Consider the following 11,459-nt stretch of genomic DNA (forward strand, 5'->3'; position numbering starts at 1 on the left):
AAAGGACACCCAATGGCCATCGAAATGGAAGCCATGCTCGCCAAGATCAAAGATCGCCAGTGGGCGCTCGCCGATATCGACTGGGACGCACCGGGCGCCGAAACCATTCGGCCCGAATTTCGGTCCAAGCTGAAGGCTTTCATGGCAGACCTGTGCTGGATCGAGAACATCGGTGCCCGCGGCTTCGCCGCACTGGCCAAGAAGGCGCCCAATGCGACGCTCGCAGAGATCTATCGGTACTTCCACGCCGAGGAGCAACGGCATGCCAACGCGGAATTGGCGTTGATGAAGCGCTGGGGCATGCTCGACGACGGTGAGCTTCCCGAGCCCAACGTCAACATCCGGTTGGCGATCCAGTGGCTGGATACCTATTCCGACAGCATGCCGCTCTCGGTGCTGGGCACCGTTATTCCGATGCTGGAGGTGGCCCTCGACGGTGCGCTGCTGAAGTTTCTGCTGGACACCGTGGAAGATCCGGTGTGCCATCAGGTGTTCGAGAAAATCAACAACGACGAATCTCGGCACATCGCAGTGGATTTCGCCGTACTCGACATGATCGGCCACGCGACCGCACGCCGGCTGGCCATCGAGTTCATCGGCACGGTGGCAACTCCTGGCTTGATCATCGGTGCGCTGATGTACATTCCGCTGCTCAACCGGATTCGCAATGAGATGGCCGGCATGGGCATGGAGGCCGAGCGGCTCTACAACGCCGTCAAGCGCTTCAAACAACTGGGCGAGCGCGGCGAGCGCACCCCGCGAGTGCCCGCCTATCAAGTCCTCAAGCGCCACGCCGCAATGGTCGTCAATCCCCAACACCCCTATCACCTGCTGGCCAATTCGATGGTGTGGCTGTCGGAGCGCTATCCCCGTCCGCTGCTCAAACCGGTGCCCAGCTGGTTCAAGGAACTCACCTACCGGCCGGCGGCGTGACCATGGCAACCGAGCATACGTACCAGACGCTCATCGTCGGCGCGGGCTTCACCGGCCTGGGTGCGGCCATCCGGCTCGTCGAAGCCGGCGTCACCGATATCGTGATCCTGGAGCGCAGCGACCGGGTCGGTGGAACGTGGCGCGACACAACCTATCCCGGTGCCAGCTGTGACGTCCCCTCGCTGCTGTATTCCTTCTCGTTCGTGAAGAATCCGAAGTGGTCGCGGACCTACTCCCCGGCACCGGAGATCTACCAACACCTTGAGGAGATGGCAACCAGGTTCGACGTCCGCCGCCATATCAGGTTCCGGCACGAGGTGAACGGACTGACGTTCGACGAAGACGCCGGCATCTGGACGGCAACGACGAAGAACCGCAAGCGATTCGCCGTGCGGACCGTCATCTTGGCGTCCGGCCCGTTGTCCGACGTCAGTTTCCCGGATATCCGCGGCCTGACCGATTTCCAGGGCCACAAGATCCACAGCGCCCGGTGGGATCACGACTACGACTTCACCGACAAGCGGGTCGCGGTCATCGGCACCGGCGCCAGCGCCGTGCAGATCATCCCGGAACTGGTCAAGCAGGCCGGTTTTGTCAGGGTATTCCAGCGCACACCGTGCTGGGTACTGCCCCGCGTCGATGTCGCCACGCCACCGGCGGTGCAAGCATTGTTCGCCAAAGCGCCTGCCACTCAAGCCGTTGCCCGCCAAGCCCTGTTTTGGGGTCATGAGGCGAGCGCGACCGCGTTGGTGTGGAACACCCCGCTGACCTCGGTGGTGGCCCGGCTGGGTCGAGCTCATCTGCGGGCTCAGGTCAAAGACCCGTGGCTGCGTCGCCAACTGACACCGGACTTCCGACCGGGATGCAAACGGATGCTCGTCTCCAGCGACTACTACCCCGCATTGCAACGCGACAACTGCAAACTGATCGACTGGCCGATTGCCGCGCTGAGCCCCGCCGGCATCCGTACCAGCGACGGCATCGAACACCACCTCGACTGCATCGTGTTCGCCACCGGTTACGACGTTCACCTCACCGGGCCGCCGTTCGCTGTCACTGGGCTCGGCGGCCGCTCGCTGGAGACCGAATGGGCCGGCGGTGCCCAGGCGTACAAAAGCATCAGCGCCCACGGCTATCCCAACTTGTTCTTCATGACCGGGCCGAACTCCGGACCGGGCCACAACTCGCTGCTGGTCTACATCGAAGGCCAGTTGGACTACGCGGTGCGCGCGATCACCACCATCTTGACCGACGACCTGCGCTATCTCGATGTGCGCGCGTCGGTGCAACGCCGGCACAACGAGCAATTGCAGCGCCGACTGACCAAGACGACGTGGATGTCGGGTTGTCGCAGTTGGTATCTGACCAAGGACGGATTCAACGGGTCCATGTATCCCGGCTTCGCCACGCAGTACCTCCGCCAGATGCAGAATTTCCGCTACGACCACTACGACGCGGTCACACACCACACCGACGCGCGGGCGGCCGCTCCGGCCTGATACGACATATGGCATGACACCCGAGCGACCTGGTCGGCCCGAACCGGGCACGATCGCCGGCGTCCTGCTCAACATCAGGCGCGCGCCCAAGCGCGTCCGGCGCCAATCGCGCGACTTCATCGAGACCGCGGTGACACAACTGTTCGACGCGGCCGTTCGCCACCCCCACGACGTCGCGGCGTCCGGCGAATACCGCATCGACGACCTTGCCCGGCTGGCCGGCACCACCACTCGCAATATCCGGGTTTACCGCGACCGGGGACTGCTGCCGCCACCGCTGCGGGTCGGGCGCATCGCCTTGTTCAACGACACCCACCTGACCCGCCTGCGGCTGATCACCTCGATGCTCGACCGCGGCTACACCATCGCCCATGTCCGGGAAATGGTCAGCGCCTGGGAGGAAGGCAAGAATCTTGGTGACGTGCTCGGGCTGGAATCGGCCATCGTCGGGACCTGGACCACCGAGAAGTCCCAAACCATGCCGTTGCACGAAGCCCGCCGACTCGTCGACGACCCACACGCGTTCGACCGCCTGGTCGGACTGCAGGTGATTCGGATCGACGGCGACGAGGCCATTATCACCCGACCCAAGCTCATCGAGGCTTTCAACGAAGTACGCGGCTACGGGGTGAGCGCCGACAAGCTGATCGACCTGCACGAGCAAATCCTGCCCAAGATCGACGAGATCAGCACCTTGCTGGTGCAAGCCGGATTCGAGCACGTCGGGAACCGCATCAAGCCCGGCGAGGCGCTGCCCGCCGACGCCGAGGTTGCCGAACTGATCACCATGCTGGTCCGCTTCCGCACCCAGGCCGTTGCTACCGTCACCGCCACTCTCGCATCATCGATCGAATCGACCATTGAGTCGTTGGTCAGCCGCGTCCTCGAGGACTACCTGGAGCGGTCATCGGAAGGCGGCAGCCCTGCGCAGAGCGCGGATGCTATTGCCGCTCAACCAGATACGGAGCCAGAGTAGCGAGCTTTTCGCAGGTTTCCTCGAATTCACGCTCGGGGTCGGACGCCTCGATGATGCCGGCACCGGCGCGCAGCCAGGTCCGACCGTCGCGCGCGTAAGCCGCCCGCAAGGTCAGCGCCGCATCCAACCCACCGTCGGCCGAAAACATCACTACCGCACCGGAATACAACCCGCGCGGACCTTCGTCGAGGCGCAGGATGGCGTCAACACCGCCCGCTTTGGGAATGCCGGACGCCGTGACGGCAGGGAACAACGCCTCCAATGCGTCCATCCGGTCACTAGACGGGTCCAGGCGAGCACTGATGGTCGAGCCCAGATGCTGCACACTCCCCCGTTCACGGACCGCCATGAAATCGGTGACCGCCGCGGTCCCAGGTTCAGCGATCTCGACCATCTCCTGCAGCGACGTGCGCACCGAAATAGCATGTTCGACAATCTCTTTGGAATTCGACTCCAGGTCGTCGCGAGCCTGCTGGTCGTGCGCGGCACCACGCCCGAGGGCACGGGTGCCGGCCAGCGGCTCCGTGACCACCTCACCATCGGGTCGCACCGCGGCAACCAGTTCCGGGCTGTAGCCCAACGCCCGGAAGCCGCCGAGTTGCAACAGGAAAGACCGGACCGGGGTGTTGTGCCGACGACCCAGACGATAGGTCGACGGGAAGTCGAGCTCGAAAGGCACTGTGACAGAACGCGAAAGGATCACCTTGTGATAACCGCCCGCGACGATCTCATCGACGGCCATCGCCACCCGACCCCGGTAGTCTGACGAGTCTGCGGTCAAATCGACCGTGCTCGGCCGCGCAAGGTCGGGAACCCCCTGGACGAGTAATCGCTCCACCGCTTCACGCTCTTGGGGCCCGCCCCCGCACAGGCGAATCTCGTCACGGCTCACCTCGATGCGGGTTTTCGGCCAGAACACCCGCGCCAACGGCGTCCGCGGCGCCAGGCGCTGCTGCAACCCATAGCGGTAGACGCCGAATTCGAACGCCACCCAGCCGAACAGCCGATCGGTTTCCAGCAACAATCGGTCGATCGCCTCGCCGAGCGCTTGACCCGGCCGTCCCTCCCACTGCTGGCGCTGAGTGACCCCATCGCGAATGACCCGCAGTTCGTCGCTGTCCAGTTCCACCATGGCCAGCACGTCCGCGGCCAACACCCACTGGCCGTCGAACTCGTAGAGCAGATATTCCTCACCAGTCCGCTCGAACAGCACCGCGGTCAGCTCCGCCGCCAGGTCGGCCGGCTCCAACCCGGCGGGCATGGGAATGGTCAGTGACGCCGTGCTTACCGAACTCGCCTCGACGCTGGCCTCCATCACAGTAAGTAAATGTAGCCTAACCTACTTACGGAGCGCGACCGGCTTGGTGTGTGGCGTCCGTTTCACTTGACGCCGGCCCGACACGGCTTCTGTCAGCAAACTGGCAGGAAATCCGTACCCAACGCACATCGAAGGCCGGCTCGGGCCGGTGGCCAGCGGAGTTGCAAAATCCCCTCGTTACGTGCACGTTTCGACCATCGGAACGGCGTGAAAACTCGGCAAAACCCGGCGGTCCGCCGACCATGCTGAGTAGCGGCCCAGGTGGGGCCCAGCTAAGTTCGCAGCGATATCTCGCAGGACGGTCGGGAGGTGCCAATGCTGCATGAGTTCTGGGAGAACTTCACCCATAACTTGTTCAAGCCCCTGCTTCTGTTCTTTTACTTCGGCTTCCTCATCCCCGTCCTCAAGGTGCGGTTCGAGTTCCCGTACGTGCTCTACCAGGGACTGACCATGTACCTGTTGCTCGCCATCGGCTGGCATGGCGGGGAAGAGCTGTCGCGGATCAAGCCGTCGAGCATCGGCACCATCGTCGGCTTCATGGTCGTCGGCTTCCTGCTCAATTTCCTCATCGGCGCGCTCGCCTACTTCCTGCTGCGCTATCTGAGCGCCATGCGCAGAGTCGACCGGGCCACGGTCGCCGGCTACTACGGATCAGACTCCGCGGGCACGTTCGCCACCTGTGTGGCCGTCCTGACCAGCATCGGCATCGCCTTCGACGCGTACATGCCGGTCATGTTGGCCGTCATGGAGATTCCGGGCTGCCTGGTGGCCTTGTATCTTGTCGCGCGCCTGCGCCACCGAGGCATGGACGAACACGGATACATGCCCGACGAGCCCGGGTATACCGCACCGTCCAAGGTCAGCATCGGCCCTGGAACGGCCGCTCGCCCCGCCAACGGCCGCAGCCTCGAGTCGGAAAACGAGCGCGCCATCGAACAGGAACTGGAACTGTCGCTCGAGCGCAGTGAGCATCCGGACGCCGAGGATCTTCCCAAGCCCGGCAAGAAACCGTCGCTGTTCTCGCGAGAGTTGTTCCAAGAAGTCTTCCTCAACCCCGGCCTGTGCCTGCTCATCGGCGGCATCATCATCGGCTTGATCAGCGGGTTGCAGGGCGAGAAGGTGGTCCATGACGACGACACTTTCTTCGTCACCGCCTTCCAGGGCGTGCTCGCGCTGTTCCTGCTCGAGATGGGCATGACCGCCGCGCGCAAGTTGAAAGACCTCCGGACGGCCGGCCGGGGTTTCATCTTCTTCGGCTTGTTGGCGCCCAACCTGTTCGCCCTACTCGGGATCTTCGTGGCGCACGGCTACGCCTACCTCACCGACAGCACCTTCAAGCCCGGCACCTACGTGCTGTTCGCGGTTCTGTGCGGCGCGGCGTCCTACATCGCCGTGCCCGCCGTGCAGCGACTGGCCATTCCGGAAGCCAGCCCGACCTTGCCGTTGGCGGCATCGCTGGGCTTGACGTTCTCCTACAACGTCACGATCGGCATCCCGCTGTACATTGAGTTGGCCCGCATGATGGATCAGTGGTTCCACACCACCTAAGTGGTCTGGACTAGCCGAGCAACGTGCGCACGACGGCATCGGCCAACAGCCGGCCGCGGTCGGTGAGAACCAAGCGGTCGTTCTCGGACCTCAGCAGTCCGTCCTCGACCGCCTGCTCGGCGCGCCCGCGTTCGGCGCCGTCCAGCCGGTGCAGCGGCAACCCTTGGCGCATGCGGATTCCCAGCATGACCTCCTCGGTGTGCGCCGCGTCGGCATCCAGCTGCTCGAAGCCACCCACCGGCAGCGTCGCGTCGGCCAACTTCTCGGCATAAGCGTTGGGATGCTTGACATTCCACCATCGGGTGGTGCCAATGTGGCCGTGCGCACCCGGCCCGGCACCCCACCACTGACCATTGTTCCAGTAGCCGAGGTTGTGCCGGCACTCCCCACCCGGTCGGCACCAGTTCGACACCTCGTACCAGTCGAACCCGGCTTGTGACAGTCGCGCGTCGGCCAACTCGTAGCGGCGCGCCAGCACGTCGTCGTCGGGTGCGGCCAACTCGCCCCGCCTCACCCGCCGCGCCATCGCGGTGCCCTCCTCGACCACGAGGGCATAGGCGGACACGTGGTCGACGCCGGATTGGACGGCAGCGTCGACCGAGCGCAGCAGGTCGTCGTCGGATTCGCCCGGAGTTCCGTAGATCAGGTCGAGGCTGACGTGTTCGAAGCCTTCGGCCAAGGCCTCGCCCGCCGCGGTCACCGCCCGACCCGGCGAATGCACTCGATCCAGGGTGGCCAACACCCGCGGCGCCGAGGACTGCATACCGAGCGACACCCGGGTGTATCCGGCCGCTCGGATCGCCGCGAAGAACTCAGGCCACGTCGATTCGGGATTGGCCTCGGTGGTGACCTCGGCGTCCGGCGCGAGCGGGAAAAGGTCTCGCACCATGTCGAGCAGCGCGGCCAGCCGCGCACCGCCCAGCAGCGACGGTGTCCCGCCACCGACGAAAACCGTGTTCAGGACGGGTCCGTTCAGCCGCGAGGCGGCCAATTGCAGTTCGGTGCGCAGCGCGGACAGCCATGCGTCGGGATTGACGCCGCCCAGTTCGGCCGGGGTGTAGGTGTTGAAGTCGCAGTAGCCGCAGCGGGTGACACAAAACGGAACATGGACATACAGGCCCAACGGCGCCCCGGGAGTCGGCAGCATGGCCGGTAGCTCTACCGGTGCCTCACGAACAGTCATGCCAGATTTTCCCACGGCGCCGCCGTTCTCAGCCGATTCCCGGCATTGTTCACCTGCGCAGCCAGGATTACCGCCTATTTTTGCTCAGCATGAGATCAAATCAGACCTGGTCGCGTGGTGGGCCGCCATTCATGGCAGAATGGCGGCGTGACCGCTGTTAGCCCGAACCTGCGCACCGCGCTCGTGGCACGGCGGCATATCGACCTCAAGCGCGTTTGCAGCTGTTGCTGTCTGCCTTGATGTCGTAGACCCAGCCCACTTGTACTTCCGGCTGCCGGATCTGCGCCGCCGGAAGAGAACCGGTGTTGCGCGCGTTCCACAGGCTGGCAAGGTTCGCGAAGGAGATCACCCGCATGACCACAGCACGTCCCGCCAAGGCGCCCCGCAACGAGGGCCAGTGGGCGCTGGGTAATCGCGAACCGCTCAACCCCAACGAGGAGATGAAGCAGGCCGGCGCCCCACTGGACGTGCGGGAACGCATCGAGAACGTCTACGCCAAGGGCGGATTCGACAGCATCGAGAAAAGCGACTTGCGCGGCCGCTTCCGCTGGTGGGGCTTGTACACGCAGCGCGAGCAGGGCTACGACGGCTCATTCACCGGCGACGAGAACATGGACATGCTCGAGGCCCGGTACTTCATGATGCGGGTGCGCTGCGACGGCGGTGCCCTGTCCACGGCGGCACTGCGCACGCTGGGCCAGATTTCCACCGAATTCGCCCGTGACACCGCCGACATCTCCGATCGGGAAAACCTGCAATATCACTGGATCGAGGTCGAGAACGTCCCGGAGATCTGGCGGCGGCTCGACGAGGTCGGCCTGCAAACCGCCGAGGCCTGCGGCGACTGCCCGCGTGTGATCTTGGGCTCACCGCTGGCCGGTGAATCCCTCGACGAGGTGCTGGACCCCACCTGGGCCATCGACGAGATCGTGCGCCGCTACATCGGCAAGCCGGACTTCGCTGACCTGCCGCGCAAGTACAAGACCGCGATATCGGGCTTGCAGGACGTCGTGCACGAGGTCAACGACATCGCGTTCATCGGTGTCAACCACCCCGAACACGGTCCGGGCCTGGACCTGTGGGTCGGCGGCGGCTTGTCGACCAACCCGATGCTGGGCCAGCGGGTCGGCGCCTGGGTGCCGCTCGCCGAGGTGCCCGAGGTGTGGGCCGCGGTGACCTCAATCTTCCGCGACTACGGATACCGGCGGCTCCGGGCCAAGGCGCGGCTGAAGTTCCTGGTCAAGGACTGGGGCATTGAGAAATTCCGGGAAGTCCTCGAACAGGAGTACCTCAAGCGTCCGCTCATCGACGGCCCCGCCCCCGAGCCGCTCGCGCACCCGATCGACCACGTCGGCGTGCAGCGACTCAAGAACGGCCGCAACGCCGTCGGTGCCTCCCCGATCGCCGGTCGAGTCTCTGGCACCATTCTGACGGCAGTGGCCGACCTGGCCGAGCGTGCCGGCTCGGACCGGATCCGGTTCACGCCCTACCAGAAGCTGGTCATCCTCGACGTCCCCGACGACAAGCTCGACGAGGTGGTGGCCGGTCTCGACGAATTGGGGCTGCAGTCGCGACCGTCGCAATGGCGCCGAAACCTGATGGCGTGCACCGGGATCGAGTACTGCAAGTTATCGTTCGCCGAAACTCGGGTCCGCGCACAGTCGTTGGCGCCCGAGCTGGAACGGCGCCTGGAAGACATCAACTCCCGGCTCGACGTGCCGATCACAGTGAACATCAACGGGTGTCCGAACTCGTGTGCACGAATTCAGATCGCCGACATCGGATTCAAGGGCCAGATGGTCGACGACGGTGACGGCGGTTCGGTCGAGGGGTTCCAGGTGCACTTGGGCGGCAGCCTTGGACTGGACAGCGGTTTCGGCCGAAAGTTGCGCCAGCACAAGGTCACCAGCGACGAGCTCGGCGACTACATCGAACGGGTGGTGCGCAACTTCGTCAAGCACCGCAACGACGGTGAACGATTCGCCCAATGGGCCATGCGAGCCGAAGAGGACGATTTGCGATGAGGATGGCCGAAGCCGAATTACGTGAATTGGCGCGGCGAGGCGCCGCCGAATTGCATGGCGCCAACGCCGCCGAACTGCTGCAGTGGACCGAAGAGACGTTCGGTGGGGTCAATGGTCCGCGCGGCTGGGCTACCTGCAACTACGTCGTGGCGTCCAACATGCAAGATGCGGTGCTGGTGGATATGGCCGCGAAGGTGCGCCCCGGCGTACCGGTGCTGTTCTTGGACACCGGTTATCACTTCGTGGAAACGATCGGCACCCGTGATGCGGTCGAATCCGTCTACGACATCCGGGTGCTCAACGTGAGCCCGGAACAATCGGTGGCCGAGCAGGACGCGTTGCTTGGCAAGGACCTGTTCGCCCGGGATCCCGGTGAATGCTGCCGCCTGCGCAAGGTGGTCCCGCTGGGCAAATCCTTGAGCGGCTACTCCGCCTGGGTGACCGGGCTGCGCCGGGTCGAAGCGCCGACGCGAGCCAACGCGCCGCTGGTCAGCTTTGACGAGGCGTTCAAACTGGTGAAGATCAATCCGCTGGCCGCTTGGACAGACCAGGACATGCAAGACTACATCGACGAGCACGACGTGTTGGTCAATCCCCTTGTGCACGAAGGCTATCCGTCGATCGGTTGCGCCCCGTGCACCGCCAAACCCGTCGAGGGTGCCGACCCACGCAGTGGCCGGTGGCAGGGGTTGGCCAAGACCGAATGTGGGCTGCACGCGTCGTGACGCACTGGCGCCAGAGCGAAGCGATGACGAGGAGCAGCGCCATTAAGACGACCCTCGTGCTGACCGCGCACGGAAGTGCCGATCCCCGGTCGGCGGTGAATGCACGCGCCGTCGCCTGGCGGGTGACCCGTATGCGACCAGACCTCGACGTCCGGCTGGCGTTCTGTGAGCTGAACGCGCCGAGTCTGGTCGACGTGCTGTGCTCGTTGCCGGCTGGACGGGAAGTGGTTATCGCGCCGCTGCTGTTGGCCAACGCGTATCACGCTCGGGTCGACATTCCGCGACAGGTCGCCGACTGCGGTGTCCGGGAGCGCGGACTGCTGGTCCGCCAGGCGGAGGTGCTGGGGGAAGATGACCGGCTGGTGTCGGTGCTGCGGCAGCGGGTGACCGAGCTGGGGATATCGCGGCACGACGACTCGTTGGGTGTGCTGGTAATGGCAATCGGCTCGTCGAACGAGGCGGCCAACACCCGCACGGCCGCGGTCGCACCGAAGTTGTTGGCGGGAACCCGCTGGGCGGCCGCGACGACCGCGTTCGCCACCCGCCCGGATCCGTCGTTCACCGAAAGCATCGCGCGCCTGCAGCGCCGCGGTGCCCGTCGCGTGGTGGTGGCGCCGTGGTTCCTGGCACCGGGGCAGCTACCCGATCGGGTACAGCAGATGGCCGATGACGCGGGAATCGCGATGGCCGCGCCCTTGGGCGCCCACCCGTTGGTAGCTGAGACGGTGCTGGACCGGTTCCACCGGGTAAGCGCCGCGCCCATGGCGGCCTGACCCGACCAAGCCGTGTGACGGGCGGGCGACCGGGTACCCATACGCCCATGACCGCACAACCGCCGACCGCCCAGCCGCCGGATCCTGACCCGTCGCGAACACCCGGCTTGGACGCTGGCGGAGGGGTCCAGCCCGGCGACACTCCGCCTGATTCCGATCAGATGTCGGGCGTCGCGAACGCGCACCCACCCGCGCGGCGGCGGGTCAGTCCGCTGATGATCGTCAGTCTGGTCGGCCTCGCCCTGTTCGTGGCTTTGTTCGTCGCCGTCGCGGTCGGGCTTCTGGCTCACATCCCCTGATCAGGCGGACGTGAGCGTGCTCTCGTCCTTGTCGTCGACACCGTCACCGCCGGCGTTCTTGGTTTCCTTGGGCAGCGCCGGCACTCGGGTGGCGCGGACGTAGACGGTGTCGCCGTCGCGCAGGGCCAGGGCTTCGGCGTCGCCGCGGGTGATCTGCGCGGTGAACGGAGTGTCGGTGGCG

The 11,459-nt window shown here is 65.2% G+C and carries 12 protein-coding genes and 1 pseudogene; 9 read left to right on the forward strand and 4 right to left on the reverse strand.

The features are described 5' to 3' along the window. Positions 1-12 precede the first annotated feature (12 nt). The 3 genes from A9W95_RS23420 to A9W95_RS23430 are packed head-to-tail and all read left to right on the forward strand — an operon-like array spanning position 13 to position 3,408. Entirely contained in the window at positions 13-933 is a 921-nt protein-coding gene (locus A9W95_RS23420) for a reductase (RefSeq protein ID WP_067418441.1), read from the forward strand. Positions 934-935: 2 nt separating this feature from the next. Continuing rightward, a complete protein-coding gene (locus A9W95_RS23425; RefSeq protein WP_371328108.1) occupies positions 936-2,432 on the forward strand; it encodes a flavin-containing monooxygenase in 1,497 nt (498 codons plus the stop codon). A gap of 13 nt (positions 2,433-2,445) precedes the next feature. Beyond that, positions 2,446-3,408, forward strand: coding sequence for a MerR family transcriptional regulator (locus tag A9W95_RS23430; protein ID WP_082983282.1), 963 nt, complete (start codon positions 2,446-2,448; stop codon positions 3,406-3,408). Here A9W95_RS23430 and A9W95_RS23435 read toward each other — a convergent pair. After that, positions 3,374-4,723 carry a salicylate synthase gene (locus A9W95_RS23435; RefSeq protein ID WP_156746367.1) on the reverse strand — a complete coding sequence of 450 codons (1,350 nt, stop codon included), beginning with the start codon at positions 4,721-4,723 and terminating at the stop codon, positions 3,374-3,376. The genes A9W95_RS23430 and A9W95_RS23435 overlap by 35 nt on opposite strands. 318 nt (positions 4,724-5,041) lie before the next feature. Here A9W95_RS23435 and A9W95_RS23440 point away from each other — a divergent pair, with 318 nt between their 5' ends. Further along, complete coding sequence (locus A9W95_RS23440; RefSeq protein ID WP_067418446.1) at positions 5,042-6,274, forward strand: sodium-dependent bicarbonate transport family permease; 1,233 nt, start codon at positions 5,042-5,044, stop codon at positions 6,272-6,274. Positions 6,275-6,284: 10 nt separating this feature from the next. On the opposite strand, the gene hemW is transcribed toward A9W95_RS23440, so the two are convergent. Next, positions 6,285-7,457 (reverse strand): radical SAM family heme chaperone HemW, encoded by a 1,173-nt coding sequence (gene hemW, locus A9W95_RS23445; protein ID WP_067418448.1) that lies wholly within the window; start codon positions 7,455-7,457, stop codon positions 6,285-6,287. Positions 7,458-7,604: 147 nt separating this feature from the next. On the opposite strand from hemW, the gene A9W95_RS28475 reads away from it, so the two are divergent. Further along, a complete protein-coding gene (locus tag A9W95_RS28475) occupies positions 7,605-7,697 on the forward strand; it encodes an Ms4527A family Cys-rich leader peptide (RefSeq protein WP_371328109.1) in 93 nt (30 codons plus the stop codon). Here A9W95_RS28475 and A9W95_RS27015 read toward each other — a convergent pair. Next, positions 7,663-7,812, reverse strand: a complete 150-nt coding sequence (locus A9W95_RS27015; RefSeq protein WP_156746368.1) for a hypothetical protein — start codon at positions 7,810-7,812, stop codon at positions 7,663-7,665. The two genes, A9W95_RS28475 and A9W95_RS27015, sit on opposite strands and share 35 nt — an antisense overlap. Between A9W95_RS27015 and A9W95_RS23450 the strand changes: the two genes are divergently transcribed. The 4 genes from A9W95_RS23450 to A9W95_RS23465 are packed head-to-tail and all read left to right on the forward strand — an operon-like array spanning position 7,811 to position 11,278. Then, on the forward strand, positions 7,811-9,481 hold the full coding sequence (locus A9W95_RS23450; protein WP_067418449.1) for a nitrite/sulfite reductase: 1,671 nt from the start codon (positions 7,811-7,813) through the stop codon (positions 9,479-9,481). The two genes, A9W95_RS27015 and A9W95_RS23450, sit on opposite strands and share 2 nt — an antisense overlap. Further along, positions 9,478-10,206, forward strand: coding sequence for a phosphoadenylyl-sulfate reductase (locus A9W95_RS23455; protein WP_067418451.1), 729 nt, complete (start codon positions 9,478-9,480; stop codon positions 10,204-10,206). Before A9W95_RS23450 ends, A9W95_RS23455 begins: the two co-directional genes overlap by 4 nt. A 23-nt stretch (positions 10,207-10,229) precedes the next feature. Further along, the gene (locus tag A9W95_RS23460) at positions 10,230-10,979 is read left to right on the forward strand and encodes a sirohydrochlorin chelatase (protein ID WP_067418458.1); all 750 of its coding nucleotides are present in this window, start codon (positions 10,230-10,232) and stop codon (positions 10,977-10,979) included. A 47-nt stretch (positions 10,980-11,026) separates the two neighbouring features. Beyond that, complete coding sequence (locus tag A9W95_RS23465; RefSeq protein ID WP_067418453.1) at positions 11,027-11,278, forward strand: DUF6480 family protein; 252 nt, start codon at positions 11,027-11,029, stop codon at positions 11,276-11,278. On the opposite strand, the pseudogene A9W95_RS23470 reads toward A9W95_RS23465, so the two are convergent. Then, a pseudogene (locus A9W95_RS23470) lies at positions 11,279-11,459 on the reverse strand (sulfate ABC transporter ATP-binding protein); the annotation flags it as partial.

This window comes from Mycobacterium sp. 1423905.2, assembly GCF_001673155.1.
In the GTDB taxonomy this organism is placed as follows: Bacteria; Actinomycetota; Actinomycetes; order Mycobacteriales; family Mycobacteriaceae; genus Mycobacterium.